General features: G+C 68.2%; 17 protein-coding genes. 9 read left to right on the forward strand and 8 right to left on the reverse strand.

Features of this window, described 5'->3' with window-relative positions; genetic code table 11:
* The first annotated feature begins 25 nt into the window (after positions 1-25).
* Positions 26-1,330 carry a hypothetical protein gene (locus tag AC06FD_RS02325; RefSeq protein ID WP_478076888.1) on the forward strand — a complete coding sequence of 435 codons (1,305 nt, stop codon included), beginning with the start codon at positions 26-28 and terminating at the stop codon, positions 1,328-1,330.
* Between the two features lie 222 nt (positions 1,331-1,552).
* Here the strand turns inward: AC06FD_RS02325 and AC06FD_RS02330 are convergent, their stop codons facing one another.
* The 3 genes from AC06FD_RS02330 to AC06FD_RS02340 all read right to left on the reverse strand — a co-directional run bounded on the left by AC06FD_RS02330 (position 1,553) and on the right by AC06FD_RS02340 (position 4,600).
* Positions 1,553-2,890 carry a sigma-54 interaction domain-containing protein gene (locus AC06FD_RS02330; RefSeq protein WP_478076889.1) on the reverse strand — a complete coding sequence of 446 codons (1,338 nt, stop codon included), beginning with the start codon at positions 2,888-2,890 and terminating at the stop codon, positions 1,553-1,555.
* A gap of 262 nt (positions 2,891-3,152) precedes the next feature.
* Positions 3,153-3,929 carry a C40 family peptidase gene (locus tag AC06FD_RS02335; RefSeq protein WP_478076890.1) on the reverse strand — a complete coding sequence of 259 codons (777 nt, stop codon included), beginning with the start codon at positions 3,927-3,929 and terminating at the stop codon, positions 3,153-3,155.
* Positions 3,930-4,060: 131 nt separating this feature from the next.
* Positions 4,061-4,600: a C40 family peptidase gene (locus tag AC06FD_RS02340; RefSeq protein WP_478076891.1), complete on the reverse strand. Its 540-nt coding sequence runs from the start codon at positions 4,598-4,600 to the stop codon at positions 4,061-4,063.
* 110 nt (positions 4,601-4,710) lie between these two features.
* On the opposite strand from AC06FD_RS02340, the gene AC06FD_RS02345 reads away from it, so the two are divergent.
* The 7 genes from AC06FD_RS02345 to AC06FD_RS02375 all read left to right on the forward strand — a co-directional run bounded on the left by AC06FD_RS02345 (position 4,711) and on the right by AC06FD_RS02375 (position 11,890).
* Entirely contained in the window at positions 4,711-5,190 is a 480-nt protein-coding gene (locus AC06FD_RS02345; protein WP_259205787.1) for an FKBP-type peptidyl-prolyl cis-trans isomerase, read from the forward strand.
* Between the two features lie 148 nt (positions 5,191-5,338).
* A complete protein-coding gene (locus AC06FD_RS02350) occupies positions 5,339-6,568 on the forward strand; it encodes a DUF418 domain-containing protein (protein ID WP_394160864.1) in 1,230 nt (409 codons plus the stop codon).
* A gap of 141 nt (positions 6,569-6,709) precedes the next feature.
* A complete protein-coding gene (gorA, locus tag AC06FD_RS02355; protein WP_478076892.1) occupies positions 6,710-8,065 on the forward strand; it encodes a glutathione-disulfide reductase in 1,356 nt (451 codons plus the stop codon).
* A 118-nt stretch (positions 8,066-8,183) separates the two neighbouring features.
* Complete coding sequence (locus AC06FD_RS02360; protein ID WP_478076893.1) at positions 8,184-9,104, forward strand: DMT family transporter; 921 nt, start codon at positions 8,184-8,186, stop codon at positions 9,102-9,104.
* Positions 9,011-9,466: an MGMT family protein gene (locus AC06FD_RS02365; protein ID WP_394160858.1), complete on the forward strand. Its 456-nt coding sequence runs from the start codon at positions 9,011-9,013 to the stop codon at positions 9,464-9,466. Before AC06FD_RS02360 ends, AC06FD_RS02365 begins: the two co-directional genes overlap by 94 nt.
* Before the next feature lie 43 nt (positions 9,467-9,509).
* Entirely contained in the window at positions 9,510-10,181 is a 672-nt protein-coding gene (locus tag AC06FD_RS02370) for a rhomboid family intramembrane serine protease (protein WP_259205779.1), read from the forward strand.
* 47 nt (positions 10,182-10,228) lie between these two features.
* Positions 10,229-11,890, forward strand: a complete 1,662-nt coding sequence (locus AC06FD_RS02375; RefSeq protein WP_478076894.1) for an SDR family oxidoreductase — start codon at positions 10,229-10,231, stop codon at positions 11,888-11,890.
* An 88-nt stretch (positions 11,891-11,978) separates the two neighbouring features.
* Here AC06FD_RS02375 and AC06FD_RS02380 read toward each other — a convergent pair whose 3' ends face one another.
* Positions 11,979-13,988 carry a M13 family metallopeptidase gene (locus tag AC06FD_RS02380; RefSeq protein ID WP_259205776.1) on the reverse strand — a complete coding sequence of 670 codons (2,010 nt, stop codon included), beginning with the start codon at positions 13,986-13,988 and terminating at the stop codon, positions 11,979-11,981.
* Between the two features lie 141 nt (positions 13,989-14,129).
* Entirely contained in the window at positions 14,130-16,241 is a 2,112-nt protein-coding gene (locus tag AC06FD_RS02385) for a M13 family metallopeptidase (protein ID WP_449334774.1), read from the reverse strand.
* Between the two features lie 231 nt (positions 16,242-16,472).
* Here AC06FD_RS02385 and AC06FD_RS02390 point away from each other — a divergent pair, with 231 nt between their 5' ends.
* On the forward strand, positions 16,473-18,071 hold the full coding sequence (locus AC06FD_RS02390; RefSeq protein ID WP_478076895.1) for a phytoene desaturase family protein: 1,599 nt from the start codon (positions 16,473-16,475) through the stop codon (positions 18,069-18,071).
* A gap of 26 nt (positions 18,072-18,097) precedes the next feature.
* On the opposite strand, the gene AC06FD_RS02395 is transcribed toward AC06FD_RS02390, so the two are convergent.
* From AC06FD_RS02395 to AC06FD_RS02405, 3 genes are all read right to left on the reverse strand, one after another.
* Positions 18,098-18,919, reverse strand: coding sequence for an SEL1-like repeat protein (locus tag AC06FD_RS02395; RefSeq protein WP_478076896.1), 822 nt, complete (start codon positions 18,917-18,919; stop codon positions 18,098-18,100).
* 142 nt (positions 18,920-19,061) lie between these two features.
* Positions 19,062-21,041: an alpha/beta hydrolase family protein gene (locus AC06FD_RS02400; protein WP_478076897.1), complete on the reverse strand. Its 1,980-nt coding sequence runs from the start codon at positions 21,039-21,041 to the stop codon at positions 19,062-19,064.
* A 114-nt stretch (positions 21,042-21,155) separates the two neighbouring features.
* Positions 21,156-24,008 carry a TonB-dependent receptor domain-containing protein gene (locus AC06FD_RS02405; RefSeq protein WP_478076898.1) on the reverse strand — a complete coding sequence of 951 codons (2,853 nt, stop codon included), beginning with the start codon at positions 24,006-24,008 and terminating at the stop codon, positions 21,156-21,158.
* Between the last annotated feature and the right edge of the window lie 11 nt (positions 24,009-24,019).

The raw sequence follows: 24,019 nt of genomic DNA on the forward strand, positions 1-24,019 counted from the left end.
TGACAACACAAGGCAGGCCAAGGCAATGCAGACCACGATTCGAGCAACCCCGCTGGCGCTGGCGGCGCTGGCACTGATGGCGGCCGCCGGCGCGCAGGCGCAGGCCGCACCGGCCGACGAAGCCGACGTCAAGGCGCTGATCACGCAACTGGAAACACTCAAGGCCAACTACGCCCAGGAGGTGCGCCGCCTGCGCGAACTGGACATGCAGGTGCAGGCCATGCAGGCGCGCCTGAGCGGCAAGACCGCGCCGGTGGCCGGTGCGACTGGTGCACCGCCGCCGCTGCCCGCTGGCACGCCGGCCGCGGCGCCCAGCGCCGATGGCTATGCCAGCAGCGCCGCCGAGGCGCAGGAAGCCAAGCAGGCCTCGCGGCGCAGCGTGGACGACGTCAAACAGCAGCAGGCCGCGTTGTTCAGCCGCCGCTTCACCATCGAAAACAGCCTCACCTACGCGCGCTATGACCGCAAGCAGGTCACCCTCAACGGCTTCCTGGCGCTGGATGCGATCTTCCTGGGCAACATCGCCATCGAGAACGTCGAGTCGGACACGCTCACCTACAACCTCGCCGCGCGCTGGGGCGTGAGCCCACGGCTGACGCTGAACCTGGACGTGCCCTACCTGGCACGCAAGACCGTGTTCCAGAAGGGCGGCGCCGGCGGCTCGGCCGCGGCCATCGCGCAGGAGGAGACCACCGGCAACGGCATCGGCGATGTCGGCCTGAGCGGCAACTACCGGCTGTTCGCCGAGCACGGCCGCTGGCCGGAGACGGTGCTTACCGTCGGCGCCACCGCGCCGACCGGGCGCGCGCCCTACGGCGTGGACTGGAAGGTGCTCGAGCGCGACGACGATGATTTCATCCGCTTCGCGGTGCCCGAGCAGCAGCCCACCGGCAACGGGGTGTGGCAGGCCAATGTCGGCGTGTCGGCGGTGAAGACCGCCGACCCGGCGATCCTGTTCGCCAACCTTGGCTACATCCATTCCTTCGCGCGCAGCTTCGATGACCTGGATGCCAATCCGGACACGGTCAACCCGGGCGAGGTGAAGCTGGGCGGTTCGTACTACTTCGGCGCCGGCGTGGCCTTCGCGTTCAACGAGCGCACCAGCCTGAGCATTTCCTTCAGCGACAAGTTGAGCCGCCGTGCCTCCACGCGCTACCGCAACGGGCAGTGGCTCAAGGTGATCGGCAGCGACGCCAATGCCGGCACGCTCAACCTCGGCATTACCTACGCGCTCAACCGCAATACGACGTTGGTGAGCATGCTCGGCATCGGCCTGACCCCGGACGCGCCGGACTTCACGTTGGCCTTCAAGGTGCCGTACATGCTGTGAGCGGAGGCGCTCCATGCATGTGCGGATGCGCATCCCACTCGAACCCTGCGCCTTCGGCGCGCGACCTCCCGTTCCGGGAGGTCCACGCATACCGTCCTGAACCCCGCGCCGTCGGCGCGCGCCCTTCAACAAGAGGCGGGCTGCTGGTCTGATGCAGTTGGGCAATGACGCCGAGGGAGAGGGAGCACCGCCCCGGTGCCCGGGCCGTGTTGTTGGTCTGGCTCAGCGTAGTTCCGGGAGGGCCAGCTGGTGCTTGCGGCAGAGGCGATAGACGGTGACGCGTGAGACCTGCATGTGGCGGGCGCAGGCGGCGATGTTGAAGTCGTTCTGGCGCAGGGCGCGCAGCAGGGTTTCGCGTTCGGCGACCTGGCGTGCGTCATGCAGCATTTTCTGCGGCATCGCCCTCTGCGCCGGGACCAGCTCGAGGTCGGCCGCGCCGATCAGCTCGCCGTCGGCGACGATCGCCGCGCGCTGCACGCGGTTGAGCAGTTCGCGCACGTTGCCCGGCCAGTTGAAGCGCTCCATGGCGAGGGTGGCGTCGCTGCTGAAACCACGCGCGCGGGTCACGTGGCGGTCGCGGAAGCTGGCCAGGAAGTGGTGGGCCAGCAGCATGATGTCGCTGCCACGGTCGCGCAGGGCGGGCATCGGCAGGCGCAGTACGTTGAGCCGGTAGAACAGGTCGCGGCGGAACTGGCCGCGTTCCACCGCCTGTTCCAGGTCGACATGGGTGGCCGCCAGCACGCGCACGTCCACCGCCAGCGGTCGGTTGCTGCCGACCCGCTCGACGGTGCCTTCCTGCAGCACGCGCAGCAGGTTGGTCTGCACATCCAGCGGCAGGTCGCCGATTTCATCGAGGAATACGGTGCCGCCGTTGGCCGTTTCGAACAGGCCCAGGCGGCGGCTGGCCGCGCCGGTGAAGGCGCCGCGCTCGTGGCCAAACAGTTCCGACTGCACCAGCGCGGCCGGGATCGCCCCGCAGTTGACCGCCAGGAAGGGCCGGGCGTGGCGTGGCGACAGAGCATGCAGCGCCTGCGCGGCCAGCTCCTTGCCGGTGCCGGTCTCGCCGGTGATCAATACCGGCAGCTCGACGGGGGCGAATTTGCGGATCGCGCCGCGTGCCACCTGCAGCACGGCGCTGTCACCGATCAGGTGTTGTGGGCCATGGGCAACCGGCGTCTGCGGATCGCCGGCCAGTTGCTGCAGGCGCTGCACGATGCAGCCCAGCGCGACCGGTGCGGTCCAGGTCTCCACGCAGGCCGCCAGCAGCGGCTGCAAGGCCGCCGGGATGGCGTCGCCGCCGGCAGGCAGGATGGCCAGCAGCTTCATGTGGCGGTGCTCGACGAGCAGCGCCTGCAGCCGCGCCAGGTTGGCCGGCACGATGCTGCGCAGGTCCAGCAGCCCGACCACCTGGTCGCTGCCGCGCATGCCGATGGCCACGCAGTCGTCCGTGGCCACGCTGCGTACCTGCCAGCCTGCAGCCGCCAGGGCCACGCGCTCGCTTGCCTGGGGCTGCCCAAACCAGATCACACACCGGGCCGGAAAAACGGGGACTGCCGCCATGCGTCACCTTGTCGACGAAGAGCATGGGCGGAGTCCGATGCGGGTCCGGAAGCCTTGGACGTGCCGCCCCACGTCCGGGTCCGTGGCCTGCCCGGTGGGACCGGCAGGCACTTGGTTCTGCTGTCACTGCTGAAACGATATGAGGGACAACGCGGGTTGGGGGCGGCAGCGGCCATGGCGAGGCGGCCAGGTCGGGCGGCGGCCCATGAAAAAAGCCGCTGCAGGGCAGCGGCTTTCCGGTCGTTACGGTGCCAGCGGTCGGTCAGAGATCGACGCGGCGGGCCTGCATGAACTTGGCGCTCCAGTAGCCGGTGACCAGACTGTCCACGCGGACGTCCTTGCCGGTGCTCGGGGCGTGCAGGAAGCGGCCTTCGCCGACGTAGATGCCGACGTGGTCGACCCGGCCCTTGCGGCCGAAGAACACCAGGTCGCCGGCAGCCAGGGCATTGCGGTCGTTGATCAGCTCGGCTTCGCCATCGTGCGCCATTTCACGCGAGACGCGCGGCAGCTCGATGCCCAGGGCGGTGCGGAAGACGTAGCCGACCAGGCCGCTGCAGTCGAAACCGCTGTCCGGCGAGGTGCCGCCCCAGCGGTACGGGGTGCCCAGCAGGGTCATCGCGCGGCGCAGCAGCGACTGCACCTTGCCGTTGTCGGCAGCGCCGCCGACCACCGCGCCGGTGGCGCCGGTGCTGGCGTCGTAATTGGCGAGCAGGCGGCTCAGGTCACCGGCGAACATCGCCGAGCGGTCCATGAGGGGGATGGTGTCGTTGGCGGCCAGGTGCGGAAGCAGGGCGGCGAGGGTGGCGCTGGCAGCGGCGTCGGCCTTGCTGCGGGCGGGGCCATCAGCCTTGGGCTTGGGCACCGCGGAGGATTCGGGGGTGCTGGCGCCAGCCGGGGCGGCGTCTACAGCGGTGGCCGGTGCGGTCTGTGCCCAGGCCGGCAGGCTGGCCAGGCAGAGCGCAAGGGCGAGGAAAACGGGTCGCGTGCTGCGCTTGGGGGCGGCGGTCTGGCCTGGGTAGTTCCGGTCGGCTGTCGTCACGCGGCGGTCACTGAATAAAAACGATGGGTGATGATGCCGTGTAAGAACGGTGATTAGGTACAAATTTCGTTAATTTTTCGTTTACAACTGTGTGACTTCGATCACAAATTTGGCCCTTGCCCCTGTTCAGCTTAGTGTAGAACGCGTTTCGCGCCCGTGTAGTGGTCCTTCCAGTAGGCCCCGCCGAGCGAGTCGAGCCGGACCGTGCCGCCGGTGCTCGGGGCGTGCACGAAGCGCCCTTCGCCCACGTAGATGCCCACGTGGGAGACGCTGCCGCGGCTGCCGAAGAACACCAGGTCGCCCGGCGCCAGGCGCGTCGGCTCGATCTTCGGGCCCTGTACCGCGGCCAGGTCGCGCGAGGTGCGCGGCAGCTTGAGGTCCAGCATTTCCCGGTAGACGTAGGCGACCAGACCGCTGCAGTCAAAGCCCGACTCGGGCGTGTTGCCGCCGTAGCGGTACGGGGTACCGACCAGGCCGATGGCGCGCATCAGCACCGCGTTGGCGGCCTGCGGGTCGTTTGGCGCCACCGTCGGCCAGACCTGGGTCGAGGCGGGTTGGGCGGCCGGGCGGGTGGCCTTGCCGCCGCCGCAGGCGCTCAACACGAGTACGGCGGCCAGCGCGGCCAGGCGGGCGATGAGGCGGAATGCGGGCGAAACTGGCGTCAGCTGCATGATGTCCGGATAATGCGCCACCTCAGGAGGCCGTCATGATGGCGGCGTATCCGGCGGGCGACAACCCGCCCCACCCGTCTGCCATCGGCAGCGACCAGCCAGAGTTGCGCATGAAGATCGAAAAAGACAGCGTCGTCCGTTTCCATTACACCGTCTCCGAGCAGGGCCAGGAGCCGATCGAGAGCTCCAAGGACCGTGATCCGCTGGCGATCCTGATCGGCCACGGCAACATCATCCCGGGCCTGGAAAACGCCATGATGGACAAGGAAGCCGGCGCCAGCTTCGAAGTGGACGTCAAGGCTGCCGATGCCTACGGCGAACGCCGCGAAGGCCTGACCCAGCGCGTGCCGAAGAAGCACTTCGGCACCAGCAAGCTGATCCCGGGCCAGCAGGTCGTGCTGCAGACCAACTTCGGGCCGCGCGCGGTCACGGTGGAAAAGGTCGGCATGAGCGTGGTCGACGTCGACCTGAACCACCCGATGGCCGGCAAGGACCTGCACTTCGCCGTGGAAATCGTGGATGTGCGTGCTGCCGCCGCCGAAGAGCTGGAGCACGGCCACGTGCACGGCGATGGCGGCCACCAGCACTGAATCCTGCGCCGCGCAGCGGGCTTGCCTAGCCGCTGACACGCAGCACGCAACGGCCCGCTTCGGCGGGCCGTTTGCATGTGCGCGGCCGCGGGATCGGCCACCGCCCCGGCCCGACGGCATAATGGCCGGCCTGGTCCACGGATAGCCTGTGAACACCGTTCCCCTTTCCCTGCAGCCGGTCGCCACCGGCGATCGCATTGCGGTGCTGGACATCCTGCGCGGGTTCGCCCTGCTCGGCATCCTGCTGATGAACATGGAAGCCTTCAGCGGGCCGCTGGACCTGTCCTTCACCGGCATCGACCCGCACTGGCAGGGCCTGGACTACGCGGCGGACGCGGTCATCTACGTGCTGGTGCAGGGCAAGTTCTTCACCCTGTTCTCGCTGCTGTTCGGTGCCGGCTTTGCGATCATGGCCCAGCGTGCCGACGCGGCACGGCGCGCGTTCGCGCCGTTCTACCTGCGCCGCAGCGCGGCCCTGCTGCTGATCGGACTGTGCCACGCGCTGCTGGTCTGGTCCGGCGACATCCTGGTGGTCTACGCCTTGATCTCGCTGCCGCTGCTGGCCTGCCGCGAAGCGCCCACGCGCTGGTTGCCGGTGATGGGCGTGCTGACCTACCTGTGCGCGGCAGCGCTGATGCTGCTGCTGGGGGCGCTGACGGGGCTGGAGGCGCAGCTCCAGCCCGACGGCGCGCAGGTGCAGGCCGCGATCGACAGCGCGCAGCAGACCATCGATCTGCAGCGCCAGGCCTATGCACATGGCACCTATGGCCAGGCGGTGCTGCAGCGCCTGCGCGACCTCGTCACCCAGGTTGGCGCGATCATCGTGGTGGGGCCGGAAGTGCTGGGCATGTTCCTGATCGGCAGCTGGTTCGCGCGCAGCGGCGCGCTGGCCACGCCGGAGCGGTTCACGCGCCTGTACGGCCGGCTGCGCTGGGGCGCGTTGCCGCTGGGCCTGGCGGTGATGCTGGGCAGTGCGATCTGGCAGCCCTACCTGGCGCCGGGCACGTTCACCCCGGCCAGCGGTGCCGCGTTCGCGCTGGCCTCGGTGGCCTCGCTGCTGATGTGCCTGGGCTACCTGGGCTGGATCATGCGCCTGCGCGCCGGGCTGCATTGGCTGGCGCCGATGGGGCGGATGGCGTTGACCCAGTACATCCTCCAATCGCTGGTCTGCACCTGGGTGTTCTACGGCTACGGTCTCGGCGCGTTCGAGCAGATGTCGCGGGCGTGGCAGGTGCCGTTCGCGCTGGCGCTGTTCGCCGTGCAGGTGCTGCTGAGCCACCTGTGGTTGCGCCTGTTCCGCTTCGGCCCGCTGGAGTGGGTGTGGCGGGCGATGACCTACCTGCAGTGGCCGCCACTGCGCAGGGCCGAGCGCGCCTGAGCCGTGCGCGGCGCGCGCTGCGGCCGTTGAACCGGGACCGACCGTGGCGTTGCCATCACGTCTGGCTCGCGAGCGGACATGGCATGCTCGGTCCCTGCATGGGCGCGTGATCGTGCCCCCTTAACGAGTCGAGCGATTCCAATGAGCAAGCATTACGACTATGACCTGATCGTGCTGGGCGGTGGCTCCGGCGGATTGGCCGCGGCATTCCGCGCCGCCCAGCATGGTCAGCGCGTGGCGATGCTGGAGCCGGGTGAACTGGGCGGTACTTGCGTCAACGTGGGCTGCGTGCCGAAGAAGGCGATGTGGCTGGCGGCTGACCTGGCCGGCAGGATCGGCATGGCCGCGGCGATGGGCTTCGACGTCCCGGTGCGGCCGGCGCTGGACTGGAAGGAACTGGTGGTGCATCGCCAGGCCTACATCGCCAACATCCATGCCAGCTACCTGAAGCGGCTGGACGAGAACAAGGTGGTGCGCGTGCCGCGACGTGGGCGCCTGGTCGACGCGCACACGGTGGAGTGCAGCGACGGCGTGCGCATCAGCGCCACGCACATCCTGATCGCCACCGGTGCGCACCCGCAGCGGCCGGACATCCCCGGCGCGGAGCTGGGCGCGGTGTCCGATGATTTCTTCAACCTGTGCAGTGCGCCGGCGCGCGTTGCGATCGTCGGCGGCGGCTATATCGCCGTGGAGCTGGCCGGACTGCTGCAGGCGCTGGGCAGCAAGGTCACGCTGCTGGTGCGCGGGTCGCGGCTGCTGGAGCGCTTCGATGCGGAACTGACCGCGCAGCTGGCCGACAACCTGCGCCACCAGGGCGTGCAGGTGCACTTCGATTACCGGCTGCGCGAGCTGCGCCGCGATGGCGATGGCGTGGTGGCCTACGGTCATGACGGCCCGCACGAAGCGGCCTTCGACCAGCTGTTCTTCGCCACCGGTCGGCGCGGCAACAGCGCCGGCCTGGGCCTGGAAGCGCTGGGAATCGGGGTTGGCGACAAGGGCGAAGTGGAGGTGGATGACGGGCAGACCACGGCGGTGCCCAGCGTGCATGCGGTGGGCGACATTGCCGGCAAGGTCGGGCTGACCCCGGTCGCCATCGCCGCGGCACGCAAACTGATGGATCGCCTGTTCGGCGGCAACCCCAAGGCGAAGATGGACTACGAGAACGTGGCCAGCGTGGTGTTCTCGCATCCGGCGCTGGGCGCGGTGGGGTTGAGCGAGGAAGAAGCACGCGAGAAACACGGCGACGTGCGCGTGTACCGCAGCAACTTCCGCCCCATGCTGCAGGCCCTCTCCGATGGCACCCAGCGCAGCCTGTTCAAGCTGGTCTGCGTGGGCGAGGAAGAGCGGGTGGTCGGCGTGCACCTGCTCGGCGAATCGGCCGATGAGATCCTGCAGGGTTTCGCGCTGGCGGTGAAAATGGGCGTGACCAAGGCCCAGTTCGACGACACCGTGGCGATCCATCCAACCTCGGCGGAAGAAGTGGTCCTGATGCGCTGAAGGCGCGGAGTGCCGCGCCGCGCGTGGCACCCCGGCGGGGCAATCGCCCCGCCCAAGCATGCGACAATCCCGTTCCCCCCGTTGATCCGGCCGCCGCGCGCGGCCGTCTGCCGTGCCGATGCCGCCTGCTGCTTCCCCGCTCCCCACCTCCTCGCACCGCATCGCGGCCGGCGGCATCGCGCTGGCCGCGGTCGGCGCCATCGCGGCGTCCGGCAAGGCGGTCATCGTCAAGCTGGCCTACCGGCATGGCGTGGATGCGACCACCTTGCTGGCGCTGCGCATGCTGATGGCGTTCCCGTTGTTCGCGCTGCTGGCGGCGTGGTCGGCACGGCGCGCCACGGCGCTGACGTGGGGCGATCGCGGCCGCGTGCTGTGGCTGGGCTTCACCGGCTACTACCTGTCCAGCCTGCTCGATTTCCAGGGCCTGCAGTACATCAGCGTGACCCTGGAACGGCTGATCCTGTACCTCAACCCGACCCTGGTGCTGCTGATCAGCCTGGTACTGCTGAAGAAACGGCCGGGGCGCTGGCAGCTGGTCGCGCTGGGGCTGAGCTACCTGGGCGTGCTGCTGGCCTTCGGCCACGACCTGCAGCTGGAAGGCGGGCGCATCGTACTGGGCAGTGCGCTGGTGCTGGCCAGTGCGCTGAGCTATGCGCTGTACCTGTTCGGCAGTGGCCAGGTGGTGGCACGGATCGGCGCGATCCGCCTGACCGCCTACGCCAGTTGCGTGGCCTGCGTGCTGTGCGTGCTGCATTTCGCGCTGCTGCACCCGCTGGCCGCGCTGGGGCAGGCGCCGGCGCCGGTGTACTGGCTGTCGTTGGTCAATGCCACGCTGTGCACGGTGCTGCCGGTGCTGGCGATCATGCTGGCGGTGAAGCGGATCGGCTCGTCGCTGGCCGCGCAGGTGGGTATGCTCGGACCGGTATCCACCATCGTGATGAGTCTATGGCTGCTCGACGAACCCATGGGCCCCTGGCAGATCCTGGGGACGGCACTGGTGCTGGTCGGCGTGCTGCTGGTCAGCCGCGTACGCGCGTGACCCCGCCCGCCGGCGCCGGCGAAGACGCCGCCGCGCAGGCGCGCCAACGCATCCTGGCGGTGATCCGCGCCATCCCGCGCGGGCAGGTGATGGGCTACGGCCAGGTGGCGGCCAAGGCCGGCCTGCCGGGCCGGGCGCGACTGACCGCGCGCGTGCTGGGCATGAACGAGGACCCGGACCTGCCCTGGCACCGGGTGCTGCGCTCGGACGGGCGGATCGCCATGCCCGAGGGGTCGCGGGGCTGGCGCGAGCAGAGCCAGCGCCTGCGTGCCGAAGGCGTGGCGATCGAACGCGGGCGGGTGAAGGCCATGCCGCGCAGCGCCGGCGACGCGCTGGATGCGGCGCTGTGGGGGCCGGACTGAGGGCGCTGCGGCTATGATGGGCATGGTTCCAAAGGATGCCCCCATGTTTCCGCGATTGCCCACCGTCACCAAAGCACTGCTGATCGCCAATGCGGTGCTGTTCCTGCTGCAGCAGCCGTTCCTGCTCGGCTACGGCACCTTCGAGCCGTTCATGCTGCAGCCGCTGCGCGGTGGCTTCGATCCGTTCTCGCCCGGCGGCAATTTCCAGGTATGGCAGCTGCTGACCTATGGCTTCCTGCATGGTGGCGTCATGCACCTGTTGTTCAACATGCTGGCGCTGTACATGTTCGGCGCGCCGCTGGAACAGACCTGGGGCGAGAAGCGTTTCCTGACCTACTACCTGGTGTGCATCGTCGGTGCCGGCCTCTGCCAGCTCGGCGTGGGCGCGATGCTGGCCGACCCGGCGCCGGTGCTGGGCGCGTCCGGTGGCGTGTTCGGTCTGCTGCTGGCCTACGCCATGCTGTTCCCCAACCAGCGGATCATGCTGCTGTTCCCGCCGATTCCGATGAAGGCGCGCACCTTCGTGATCATGATCGGCCTGACCGAACTGGTGATGGGCGCCACCTCGTGGCAGCCGGGCATCGCCCACTTCGCGCACCTCGGCGGCATGCTGTTTGGCTGGCTGCTGATCCGCTACTGGCGCGGGCAACCGCCGTTCAACAAGCGTCCGCCGGGTGGCCCGCGGCGCAAGAACCACCTCAGGAGCGTGCGCTAGCACCCGCCGCCAGCCGCCCGCGACCCCGGAACAAGGATGTGTCCGCAATGAAAATTCTGATCCTCGGCGGCTACGGCGTGTTCGGTGGCCGCCTGGCGGGCCTGCTTGCGGACGTGCCCGGCATCGAACTGCTGATCTGCGGGCGCCGCCTGGACGCGGCCTCGGCCTTCTGCGCCGGTTACGTGGGCATGCCGGCGGTGCGCGCGCTGCAGGTGGACCGGGACCGCATCGAGCCGGTGCTCGCGGCAGAACGGCCGGACCTGCTGGTGGATGCCTCCGGCCCGTTCCAGGAGTACGGCGAGCGTCCCTATCGCGTGATCGAGGCCTGCATCGCCGCACGCATCCCGTACCTGGATTTCGCCGACGGCGCCGATTTCGTGTTCGGCGTGGCCCGCTTCGATGCGCAGGCCAGGGCGGCCGGGGTGTACGTGCTGTCCGGGGTGAGCAGCTTCCCGGTGCTGACGGCCGCCGTGGTGCGGCGGATGGCGCGCGACATGGACATCGTGACCGTCGAGGGCGGTATCGCCCCGTCGCCGCATGCGGGCATCGGGCTCAATGTGATGCGCGCGGTTGTCGGCTACGCCGGCGCACCGGTCAAGCTGCGCCGCAATGGCGCGCCCGGGCATGGCCTGGGGCTGGCCGAGAGCCGGCGGTTCACCGTGGCCGTGCCGGGCAGGGTGCCGCTGCGCAACCTGCATTTCTCGCTGGTGGACGTGCCGGACCTGCAGGTACTGCCGCTGGAGTACCCGGGCATGACCGATATCTGGATCGGTGCGGCGCCGATACCCGAAGCGCTGCACCGCCTCCTCAACCTGCTGGTCAAGGCGCGCGCGCGGTTCGGGCTGCCTTCGCTGGCGCCCCTGTCGCGGCTGTTCTACACCGTGCTCAACCTGATGAAGTTCGGCGAGCATCGGGGCGGCATGTACGTGCGCGCCACCGGCACCCACGCCGGCCGCGAGATGGTGCAGAGCTGGCATCTGCTGGCCGAGGGCGACGGCGGCCCCTACATTCCCTCGATGGCGGTCGAGGCGGTGGTGCGCAAGCTGCTGGTGGGCGAGCGCCCGCACGATGGCGCGCGCCCGGCCACGCACGCGCTGGAACTGGCCGACTACGAGCGCCTGTTCGACGGCCGTTCGATCTTCACCGGCTTCCGTCGCGACGATCCCGATGCCAGCCTGTACCCGGACCTGCTGGGCACGGCCTTCGCCACGCTGCCCGGGCAGGTGCAGGCGCTGCACGCCGCTGCGCACGCGCGGCAATGGCGCGGCGTGGCCGAGGTCCGGCGTGGCACGGGGCTGCTGTCGCGGCTCGTCGGCGGCGTGTTCGGGTTTCCCCCCGCCGGCGCGGACGTGGCGGTCAGCGTGGCCTTCGCGCCGGAGCGCGGTGGCGAGCGCTGGACCCGCGACTTCGCCGGCAAACGGTTTTCCTCGTGGCAGCGGCGCGGGGAGGGCCGAAACGCACGGTTGCTGGTGGAGCGCTTCGGCCTCGTCGATGTCGCGCTGGCGCTGGTGGTGGAGGAGGACCGCCTGCACCTGGTGGCGCGGCGCTGGTCATGCCTGGGCATTCCGTTGCCGACCGCGCTGCTTCCCTCTGGACGCACCTTCGAGACCGAACGCGACGGTCGCTTCGTGTTCGACGTGGAAATCGCCGCGCCGCTGGTCGGCCTGATCGCCGCGTATCGCGGGACGCTGCAGGCCGATCCCGCATAGCCCCGCGCCCGGCGTGCTGACGGGCCGACCCTCCACAACGGAAAAGGGCGCCCGAGGGCGCCCTTCCGATTCACTCAGTCCCGCAGGTTCAGCGCCAGACCTTGATCTGCTCGGCGTCCACGCGCTGCATCGGCTGGCCCGGCTTGCAGCTGAAGGTGGCACCGAAGGCGGGCAGGTTGGACAGCGCGCCGTTGGTGCGCCAGCGGCCCGGGGCCAGCACGTCGGCGGTCAGCCGCTGCGCAGCCTCGTTCGGCGACAGCTGCTGGGCCCACAGGCTGGCCCACGCACGGAAGAAGCCCTGCTGGGTGGCCGGCTTGGCGCTGGGGTCCACCGCCTTGTAGGCCTCCCACGCCAGTTCCAGCCCGGCCACGTCGGCCAGGTTTTCTTCGCGGGTCAGTTCGCCGTTGACCTTGGCGCCCTTGATGCCGGGGAAGTCGTAGCTGCCGTACTGGCTGGCCACGCGGGTGCCGAGCAGCGTCCAGGCGGTCTTGTCGGCCGGGGTCCACCAGCTGCGCAGTTCGCCCTTGGCATCCACCAGCGCGCCCTTGGCATCGATGGCGCGGGTGAGCTCATGCGCCACCAGGGCACCGAAGCTGCCGTACTTGTCGGCGGTATCGGCCTTGGCGTTGAACACCGGGCCCTGCAGCACCGCGGCGGTGACGATCAGGCGGTTCTGCGCGATGTCGTAGGCCAGCGCCGGCTGCTGCGGCAGCACGTCCCAGCGACGGTCGGCGTTGCCCTTGCCGATCCGCTTCATTTCCTCGCGGTGGCGCCAGGTGGAGGCGATCAGCATGTTGCCGCCGAAGCTGCCACGGCCCATCGGCTGCACGCTGTAGTCCAGGTCGCGCAGCGGGGTGCCGATCTCGATCTTCAGCGCGGCCAGCTTGGCCTGGGCTTCGGTCTTGGCCTCGGCGCTCAGCCAGGTGCTGCGCTTGACCGCATCGATCTGCACTTCGCGGATCTTGTCCACGATCACCGCGGCCTGGCGGCGGTCGTCGGCCGACAGGAACTTGCTGGCGTACTCGCGGCCGAGCATCGGGCCGGCGGCGACATTGATCGCATCCAGGGTCTGCTCCCAGCGCGCCGGCGCGATGGTCTCGCCACGGATCACGCGGCCACGGAACTCGAACTCGGCATCGCGATAGGCCTTGGACAGGTACGGTGCCATGGCATCGCCCACGCGCCAGCGCAGGTAGGCCTTCCACTGGTCCGGCTTGATCCGGGTGACCATGCCGTCGAGCTGCTTGAACAGCGCCGGGTCGGCCAGCGAGACCAGGTCGTCGTTGACGCCCTGGACCTTCAGGAACGCGTCCAGCTGCAGGTTGCGGTAGCGGCTGTTGAGGTCCTTGGTGGAGATCGGGGCGTAGTTGTTGAACGGGTTGTTGATCCCGGCCAGCGACTGCGCGTTGCGCGCCAGCTCGGTCTCCAGCGCGATCACCGCCTGCGACTCTTCATCCAGCTTGGCCGCCGGGGTGCCGGTGAGGGCCAGGATCTGCTTGACGTAATTGCGGTAGCGGCCCATCAGCGCGACGGTGTCGGCATCGGTGCGGGTGTAGAACGCCGGGTCCGGCAGGCCCATGCCGCCCTGCATGAAGTAACCGATGTGGCGGTCGAGCGCCTTCAGGTCCACATCCGGGGCGAAGTTGAACGCGACCGGGATGCCGACCTGGTGCAGCGCGGCGATCGACGCCGGGACATCCTTGGCCTTCTTGATGGCGTTGATGCGGGTCAGCAGCGGGGCGATGGGGTTGGAGCCATCGGCTTCCACCGCCGCTTCGTCCAGGCCGCTGGCCCAGAAGTCGCCGAGCAGTTTCTGCACGTTGCCCTGCGGCGCCTTCATCGACGCATCCAGCAGTTCACGCTGTTGCTGGCGGGTCCGCTCGGCCAGTTGGCCCAGCGCCGTGGTGGCGCCGGTCTGCGGTACCGGGTTGGCCTTGAGCCAGGTGGCGTTGGTGGCCTCGTAGAAGTCGCTGCACTGCGCGCTGACGGCCGGCGCGCGTGCGGCCTTCTTCTTCGGCGCAGCATGCGCATCGTGTGCGATGACCAGGGAGGCCAGGCTCAGGCCCAGGGCGATGGCGAGCGGACGGAGGTTGGACATGTAAAGCGAATCCAGCGGGATTGGGATCGCGCGAGTGTACCAAGCAAAGCGAAACGAGCGTGATGGCGCCGGCCCCAAACAACAAAGGCCCGGGATATCCCGGGCCTTTGCCTGCATCACATCACGCGTTGGCGCGTTGGTTTACCAGATGACCACCTGCTGGTCGCCAGCGCGGACCATCGGCGAGCCGGCCTTGCACTGGAAGGCGGCGGCGAAGGTCGGCAGGTTCGACGGCGCGCCCATCGCGCGGAACTGCGCCGGTGCGTGCGGATCGGTGGCCAGGCGGACCTTGGCGTTCTCCGGGGTGTACTTGGTGCGCCACACGGTGGCCCAGTTGAAGAAGAAGCGCTGGTCGCGGCTGAAGCCGTCGACCTTCGGGTCTTCCTTGCCGGCCGACGCCTTCTGCAGCGCGTCGTAGGCGGTGGCCAGGCCGCCCAGGTCGGCGATGTTCTCGCCCAGGGTCAGCTTGCCGTTGACGGCCTGGCCGTCCACCTTGTAACCGTCGAACTGCTTGACCAGCTTGCCGGTCAGGCCGCTGAAGTTCTTGGTGTCCGCCTCGTTCCACCAGTTCTCGAAGTTGCCGGTCGGCCCGAAACGGCTGCCCTGGTCATCGTAACCGTGGGTCATTTCGTGGCCGATGACGGCACCGATGCCGCCGTAGTTGAGCGCGTCGTCCGCCTTGGGATCGAAGAACGGCGGCTGCAGGATGGCGGCCGGGAACACGATCTCGTTCTGCAGCGGGTTGTAGTAGGCGTTGACCGTCTGCGGGGTCATGCCCCACTCGGTCTTGTCCACCGGCTTGCCGATCTTGGACAGGGCGAACTTGTAGTTGAACTCGTTGGCCGCGCGCACGTTGCCGAAGTAGCTGTCGCGACCGGTGCTCAGGCCGTTCCAGTCACGCCACTTGTCCGGGTAGCCGATCTTCGGGGTGAAGGTTTCCCACTTGGCGATCGCCTTGGCCTTGGTCTCGTCGCTCATCCAGGTCAGGCCCTGGATCCGCTCCTTGAGCGCAGCGGCGAGGTTCTTGACCAGTTCTTCCATCTTGGCCTTGGCTTCGGGCGAGAAGGCGACCTTGACGTACAGCTGGCCGAAGGCATCGCCGGCATCGTTTTCGATCGTGCCCAGCACGCGCTTCCAACGCGGCTTCTGTTCCTTCTGGCCGTTGAGGGTCTTGCCGTAGAAGTTGTAGTTCTCGTTGACGAAGGCATCGGCCAGGTACGGCGAGGCGCCGTCCACGGTGTGGAAGCGCAGGTAGGCGCGCCACACCGCCGGGTCGGTGTCGCCCAGCGCCTTGCTCACTTCCTGGTGGAAGGAGGGGATGGCCAGCGAGAACGTCTCCGGGGTCGCGATGCCCTGCGCCTTGAAGAACTCGGTCCAGCTGAAGTTCGGGGTCAGCTTGTCCGCATCGGCCACGGTGACCGGGTTGTAGAACAGCGAGACATCGCGCGACAGCTCGACGCTGGACTTGGAGGCCTTGGCCAGGCGGGTTTCAAACTTCACCACGTCGGCGGCCTGCTTCTCCGCGTCGGCCGTGGCCACGCCGGACAGTTCCAGCACCTTGGCCACGTGGGCCTGGTAGGCCTTGAGCTTGTCGGCATTCTTGGCGTCGGTGTAGTACGTGGTGTCCGGCAGGCCCAGGCCGCCCTGGCTGGCGTAGGCCATGTTCATGCTGGAGTTCTTGAAGTCCGCTTCCGGACCGAACCCGAACAGCACGTTGTCGCCCTTGGCGGCGCTGGTGCGCAGGTAGGCGGCGACGGCGTCCTTGCTCTGCAGGCCGTCGATGGCGGTCAGGTCGGCCTTGATCGGCTCGATGCCCTGGGCGTTGATCTTGGCTTCGTCCATGCCGGTGGCCCAGAAGTCGCCGACGATCTTTTCGATGCCGTTCGGGTTCTTGACCGCCGCGACCTGCTCGGCGAGCTGGTGCTGCACGGCGACCGAGCGCTCGTCCAGGATGGTGAAGGCGCCCCAGCTGGTGCGGTCGGCCGGGATCGCATTGGCGGCCAGCCACTTGCTGTTGACGTAGTCACCGAAGGCGCCGCAGGCGTCCAGGCTGGTGTCCAGGTCGGACGGGTGGAAGGCGTTGTAGGCCGGCAGCTTGCTCTCGTCGAGCTTGTACTCGGTGGCGGCAGCGGTGGCGGCCGGGGCAGCGGTGGAGGCCGCGCCGTCCTTCGCCGGGGTGTCGGTCTTGCCGCAGCCGACCAGCGCGGCCGAAACGGCCAGGGTCAGCAGGACGATCTTGGGATTGCGGATCACGTGGGTTGGCCTCCAGGCCTGGAATGCATCGGGGATGGCCCCCCCACCGGGGGAGCCGTGGGCCAGACGATACGCCGCTGGCTCGACCGGCAAGGGTGTCGAAGGTCATGGCCGATGGCAAGCGCGGCCTGCGTGCCACCGTCGGCCCGATCCGGCATGGTGGGCCGGCTGCCGCGGCAAAGCCCGGCCCGGCCGGCGACACGCCCGGCTGCGGCGGTGTATACAGCGGGCATGGCGAACTCTTCTGCGCAGCCGTGGGACGCGGTGATCATCGGTGCCGGGCACAATGGCCTGGTGTGCGCCGCCTATCTGGCGCGTGCCGGCAAGCGCGTGCTGGTGCTGGAGCGGCGCGGCGTGGTGGGCGGCGCGGCCGTCACCGAGGAATTCCATCCCGGGTTCCGCAACTCGGTGGCGTCCTACACGGTCTCGCTGCTGCAGCCCAAGGTGATCGCCGAGCTGGACCTGGCCGCGCATGGGTTGCGGGTCGTGCCGCGCCGGATCAACAACTTCCTGCCGCTGCCCGGTGACCAGTACCTGCTCGCCGGCGGCGCGCTGACCCAGGCCGAGCTGCAACGCTTCTCGGCCCACGACGCCCGGCAACTGCCCTTGTACGAGCAGCGCCTGGAGGTGTTCGCCGATTTGCTGCGCGCGGTGGCCCTGCAGGCGCCGCCCAACGTCAGCGACGGCCACTGGCTGCAGATGCTGCCGCAGCTGTGGCGGGCAGGGCAGCTCGGGCGGCGGTTGCATGCGCTGGCGCCGGCGCTGCGCCAGGAACTGCTGGACCTGTTCACCATCTCGGCCGCCGAGTACCTGGACCGCTGGTTCGACAGCGAGCCGATCAAGGCCCTGTTCGGCTTCGACGGCGTGGTCGGCAATTACGCCAGTCCGTATGCGCCGGGCACCGCGTACGTGCTGCTGCACCATGCCTTCGGCCAGAGCAACGGGGTCAAGGGCGCATGGGGCCATGCAATCGGTGGCATGGGCGCGATCACCCAGGCGATGGCGCGTTCGGCGATGGCCGCCGGCGCGCAGATCCGCACCGATGCCGGAGTGCGCCGGGTGCTGGTGGAGGGCGGGCGCGCGGTCGGGGTGGAAACACTGCAGGGTGAACGGATCACCGCGCGTGCGGTGGTCTCCAACCTCAACCCCAAGCTGCTCTACGAACAGCTGCTCGGCGCTGGCGAAGTGCCCGCGGCCACGCGCGAGCGGATGGCGAACTGGCGGTGTGGTTCGGGGACGTTCCGCATGAACGTGGCGCTGTCGCGCCTGCCGGACTTCCGCTGCCTGCCCGGGCCCGGCGACCATCTCACCGCCGGGATCATCATCGCGCCCTCGCTGGACTACATGGACCGCGCCTGGGTGGATGCACGCACCCACGGCTGGTCGCGCCAGCCGATCGTGGAGATGCTCATCCCCAGCACGCTGGACGACTCGCTGGCACCGCCCGGCCAGCACGTGGCCAGCCTGTTCTGCCAGCACGTGGCGCCGCAGCTGCCGGGCGGCCGCCACTGGGATGATCATCGCGAGGAGGTGGCCGACCTGATGATCGCCACGGTGGAGCAGCATGCGCCGGGCTTCTCGGCCTCGGTGCTGGGCAGGCAGGTGCTCAGCCCGCTGGACCTGGAGCGCATTTTCGGCCTGGTCGGCGGCGACATCTTCCACGGCGCGCTCAGCCTCAACCAGCTGTTCAGCGCCCGCCCGATGCTGGGCCAAGCCGATTATCGCGGCGCGCTGCCGGGGCTGTACCTGTGCGGGTCCGGCAGCCATCCCGGTGGCGGGGTGACCGGTGCGCCGGGGCACAATGCCGCGCAGGTGATCCTGCGCGGCTGAGGTGGCAGGCTGGTGCCAGCGCGCCGTTACGGAGTCGGATCGTCCAGCGCGGCAGGCTGCAGGTCTTCGGTCTGCGGCTCGCGTGCATTCGGGTCCGGCGTGACCTCAGGAATGCGGGTCTTACGATCATTCTCCGGCTTGACCTGGGTCGCTTCGCCCACATTCACCGTGGCCACGCGCGGCTTGGCCCAGATCGCGTCATGCCACTGCTGGTACTTGTCGGGGTCCCAGTAGCGGTCGTCGTAGAACTTGCTGCCGTCGATCTCTTCCGGGCCGGCCGGGCCGGGCACCACGATCCGCAGGTTGCCCGTGAAGCCGGTGCGGCTGCCGGTGACGTTGCGGCGCTCGCGACGCAGTGCCACGGCGATGCGAGGCTTGGCTGCCGCGTCACCGAAACGGGCGTAGATGGCTTCGCCCTGCGCGATGGCCTGCTCGCGTTGTGCCGGGGTCAACGCCGCCCAGTACCGCTCGCGCAGCTCGACAAAGCCCTGATAGCCACGCTCGGCGGCCAGGTCCATCCAGGCATAGGCCAGAGCGCGGTCGGCGGCGGTGCCGGTGCCGTTCCAGAGCATCTCCGCCACCATCGCCTGTGACGGCTTGTCGGCGTAGAACGCCGCGCGTTGGAAGAATTTGAATGCCGCCTCCTGGTCGCCGGCGGTGCGCTTTTCCATACCGAGCAGGCGGAAGCGCAGGTCGGGATGGCCGCTGAGGAAGCCGGCGGTGATCATCAGTGGATCGGTAGTGGGGTCGGCGGGGATGGCGGCCGTGGGCTTCTTGTCGGCGGCGTGGCCGGCAACCGGGAGCAGGGCCAGCATCGGCAGCAGCAGGGGCAGGGTCCAGCGTTTCATACCGTAGTTCCTTCGGGAAGTCTGGCCGTTCGTTCCATCTTGCACGGGGCGCCGCAACGGCCAACAGCGGCATTGGTCATGGTGACTTCCCCAAGGCGGGGGAAGTTCCCCTGGCGCCCCGGTGCAGGGGCGCCAGGGACGATCATTCCTTCTCGGCCGGCCCACCGATATGGCGGGAGAAGAAGTTCAGCATTTTCGTGTACAGGTTCACCCGGGCCGGGACACCGTAGAAGCCGTGCATTTCACCGGACTGGATGATCATCCCTTCCGGCGGGTTGCCTGCGGCGATCAGGGCCTTGTTCATCAGCTCGGTCTGCTCCGGTGGGGTACGTACGTCGCGTGCACCTGCGGCCAGGTAGACCGGGATCTTCACTTCCCCGGCGCGGCGTGCCGGCGAGTTCCTGGCCCACACCGCCGTATCGGTGCCATGGGTGCGGCGCAGGAAACGCTGGCCCGATTCACGCTCGGGGATGTCGCCCTTCTTGAACATCATGTCGATGTCATACACGCCGACGTAGCCGAACGTGCACTTGAACAGGCCCGGCGCACGGATCGGTGCCATCAGCGAGGAATAACCGCCGAAGCTGCCGCCGTAGATGCACAGGCGGTCCTTGTTGGCGTAGCCGTTGCTGATCGCCCATTGCGTGGCATCGATGATGTCGTTCTGGATCCCGTCGGCCCACTGCTGGTGGCCGGCATCCTGGAATGCCTTGCCGTAGCCGCCTGAGCCCCGGTAGTTGACCTGCAGGACCGCGTAGCCCCGGCTGGCAAACAGCTGGGTTTCCCCGGAATAGCGCCAGTTGTCGCGCGGGCCGATCGGGCCGCCGTGCGGATTGACGATCATCGGCAGGTTCTTGCCGTCCGAGCCCTGCGGCAGGGTCAGGTAGCCGTACACCTGCTTGCCATCGCGCGCCTTGAAGCTGAACGGCTTGACGGTGGCCAGGCGCTTCTTGTCCAGGTGCGGCGCACGCTGCATCAGGAAGCGCGCCTTGCCGGTGTCGCGGTCAAACAGGTACAGCTCCCCCGGATTGGAATCGCTGTACACCGAGACCACGATCTTGCGGCCGTCGGCGGTGTGGCTGGAGAAGTCCACCAGTTCACCGGGGAACGAGGCGGCCAGCGAGCTGTAGAGCGCCGCGTCGGGATGGCTCTCGTCGACCAGGGTGACCTGCGGCGCGCCGGCTTCGGTCATCACCCCGATCAGGCGGTTGTCGTCGGTGGACCAGATGTAATCGGAGACTTCGGCGACCGGATCCTGGAACAGCGAGGTGAATGCACCGGTGCCAGTGTCCAGGGTGCCGATGGCACCGGGGGCCTTGTCGTCGCTCTGGGTGACGTAGACCGTGCCGTCTGCCGTGGCGCGCTCCACCCACAGGTGCTTGCCGTCGGTCTTTGAAGCGTTTACCAGGGTCCACTCGCGCCCGTCGCGACGGTACAGCTCGCTGCGCTCGTCGTACTCGCCTTCCTCGTTGCGGCTGGAGGAGCACACGGCGAAGCGCGGTTCCTTGGCCGCGTCAAGCGCGATGGAGCAGTCGTCCTTGGGGGCGCGCACCAGCACGGTGCGGCGACCGCTGAACGTGTCGACCTGTTCCAGCTGCGTGCCGGCGCCTTCGTTGGAGCGCGGGTAGCGCGCCTGCATGATGACGTTGCGGTCATCGTCCTTGAGCGTGTCGAGCAGGCTGAAGCTCTGGCGGCCCACCGTCTTGCCGCGCTGGGTGGCATCGCGGGTGCCGTAGAAGATCAGGGGCACCGCCTGGCTGCCGTCTGCGTTCACCGCGAACCATTCGCCGGTGGCGAACGGCTGGGCGTAGCCGCCCATCTTCTTGACCGCATTGAACATCAGCCGATCCGGCGAAATCCAGGTGAACTGCCCGATGCTTTTCTTCTCGGGAAGCTGGTTGACCTTGAGAATTTTCAGGTCGCTGGTGCGCAGCACGGCCAGGACGTCCTGGTCGCCGTGGTCCATGGTCACGGCCAGGTACTCGCCGTTGGGCGAGATGCGGACAGTGCCATAGGCCGGATGCTTGACGAAATCTTCGACCGAATAGGTCGTTGCCGCCGAGGCGGTGAGTGCAGGAGAGCCCAGCACGAGAGCGAGCAGGGCGAAGGACAGCTTGTACATCGGAGAACCCCTCGATTCGTCGGGCCATCGTGGCCCGGAGTGCGTTGGAGGCGAGGGCATGCAAACGCAGAGCCCGGCCGAAGCCGGGCTCTGGATGTCACGCCACCTGGCCCATCAGAAGCGGTAGGACAGGCTGAGGTAGTAGCGGCGGCCCAGCGGGTCGGCGCCGATGTAGCTGTTGAAGTACGGGTAAGCGGTGTTGGTGGCGTCTTCGCGGAACTGATTGTTGGTCAGGTTGACCACGGTGAACTCAGCACGCACGTTCGGGCCGAACTTCTTGCTGACCTGCAGGTTGTACAGCATGTAGGGCTTGAGGCGCTCGGTCCAGGCAGCGTTCCAGTTGGAGCCGTAACGGGTACCGAACAGCGTTGCACCCCATTCGTCGCCGGCCCAGCTCAGGCTGCCACGCACGCGGCTGCGCTGGCTGTAGTCGTACAGCGGCAGGTCGCGGTAGTCGACCAGCTCATCCTCGTCGTTCTCCTTGTACTTGTTGGTCAGGACCAGCGAGTAGCCCAGGTCCAGGCCGAAGTCGCCGAGGCGATCGGTGTCCAGCTTGTACTTGAAGGTCGCATCGATACCGCTGGTTTCCAGCAGCGAGGCATTGATGTACGCGGTGTTGATCTGCGAGATGCGGCCGTCCAAGGTGGTGCCCGGGGCGTTGGTACGGGTGATCAGCGAGGTCAGGTTGCGGCAGAAGGCCGAATCAGCCGACTGTTCGAACGCCGAGCCGTCCGGACGCACACCCAGGCGGCAGTTCGCTTCGTTCTGCAGCAGGTAGGTCGAGCTCAGCTGGGTCGCGGCATCCTGCAGACGGATCTTGTAGTAGTCCACCGACATGGACATGGCGTCCATGATGTCCCACACGAAGCCTGCGCCCCACGACTTGCCTTCTTCTTCCTTCAGGTTCGGGTTGCCGGCAATCAGCGACTGCGCCTGGTACAGGGTGATGTCACCGCTGACGTTGCACTGGGCGCGGGTACGGCCCGGGGTGCCCGGAGCCTGGCCAAGGCCGGTGCCCGAACGGCAGCTGTATTCGTCGACGATGGACGCGTAGGAGGCGGCGCCTTCGGCGTAGACCAGCTGCATGTCCGGTGCGCGGAAGCTGGTGGCGTAGGAGCCACGGATCAGCAGGTTGCTGAAGGGACGGAACTCCAGGCCAACGTTGAAGGTCTTGGCATCGTCGACGGCGGTGATGTCGTCGTACTTGTCCCAGCGGCCGGCCAGGTTCATCGACAGGTTGCTCAGGATCGGCACGCGGAACTCGGTGCCGATCGCGTAGCGGTCACGGCTGCCGTGGGTTTCGCCCGAGCTGGTCAGGTTGAAGATGGTCTGGTCGTCCAGCGGACGCAGCTGGTCGGTACGCACGTCGCTGACCAGGTCGGTGGTCTGGCGCATGCCTTCAATGACGGCGGCGAAGCCGACCGGGCCGGCAGGCAGTTCGAAAAGGTCGCCGCTGACGTTGAAGTTGACGGTGGCCGAGGTGGATTCGGCTTCGTTCTTCACGCGGGTGGCGAAGCTCTGGTAGATCTCCGGGGTGATCGGCGAGTTCCAGCGCTGCTGATTCAACGAGTAGATCGGGTAGTTGCCGTTATAGCCCTGCAGCGGGCCCAGGAAGTAGTCGTGCACGGCCTTGGCCAGCAGGCGCGGGCGGTCGGCGGTGTACTCGTACTTGCCGTAGTTGGCGCTGGCTTCCCAATCGAAACGATCGGCGAAGGTACCCTGCGCACCGAAGGTGATGTCCCAGCTCTTTTCGTCGTACTCGGTGCTGGCCGCCTCGTTGCCGCCCAGTTCGAACGGATTGAACACGCGCTGCAGCTGAATCAGATCACGCAGGGTGGAATCGTAGTACGCGCCGGTGGCCGCACCGGCGCGGTTGGCGGTGAAGCGGTCGCCGGAGGTGCCCCAGAACTCGGTGCCGTTGCTGGCCTTCGCGTCGGTCTTGTAGAAGTTCACGCTGCCGAACAGCTGGGTGGACTCGGTGACGTCGAAGGTACCGTAGCCGTAGGCGTTGTAGCTGCGGTTCTTGTTCCACAGCGAGCGCGACGCGACCTGATCGTAGCTGCCGCAGTAGGTGCCGCGGGCAGCGGTGGTCACGGTGGTGTAGCCGAACTTGTCGCACGCAGCAGCGTCATAGATGACGTTCTGGTTGCGCACGTGGCCGTTCAGGCCGCCGGCGCTCAGGCTGGCCAGGGACAGCGACGGGTTGACCGCGATACCCGACGGATTGTTGCGGGTATCGGCCAGGACGTCGCGCTGGGAAGCGAACACCGGCTCGTTCTCGCTGTACTGCAGCGCGTAGGTCGCGCTCCAGCGGTCACCGGTCTTGCCGCCGGTGTATTCGAAGTTGACGCTGTCGCCACCGCCCTCTTCGGTGGTGCCGGCGGTCAGGCGGACCTGCTGACCATCGTAGTTCTTGCGCAGCACGATGTTGACCACGCCGGCCACGGCGTCGGAGCCGTAGATGGCCGAAGCGCCACCCGTCAGCACCTCCACGCGCTCGACGATCGAGCTCGGGATCGACTTGATGTTGACGACGTTGTTGTCGCGGTTGTAGGGCTGCGGGTACTGCGGCGGGCGGCGGCCGTTGATCAGCGTCAGGGTGTAACCCGGGCCCAGGTTGCGCAGGTTCACCACCTGGGCATTGGGCGTGAAGCCGCCCACGGCCAGGTCGCCGGTGAAGGAGCTGGTGGTGTTCTGGGTCAGGGTCTGCAGCATGTCGCCGACAGACTGGAAGCCTTCACGGTCGATATCGGCACGCGTGATAACGGTGACCGGCGCCGGGCCTTCCACGTCGGCGCGCTTGATGCGCGAACCCACCACGGACACGCGGTCCAGGTTGACGGCGTTCTTGCCGCCAGCTTCGTTGCCGGCTTCCTGTGCGAACGCCGGAGCGACGGCCGAAACGACCAGCGCCGATGCCAGCGCAAAGCTCAGCGGGTTGCGGCTGAGCAGCGTGCGATTTGCCATGAATAGTTCCC

The organism is Stenotrophomonas sp. Steno-Z1, assembly GCF_056393175.1.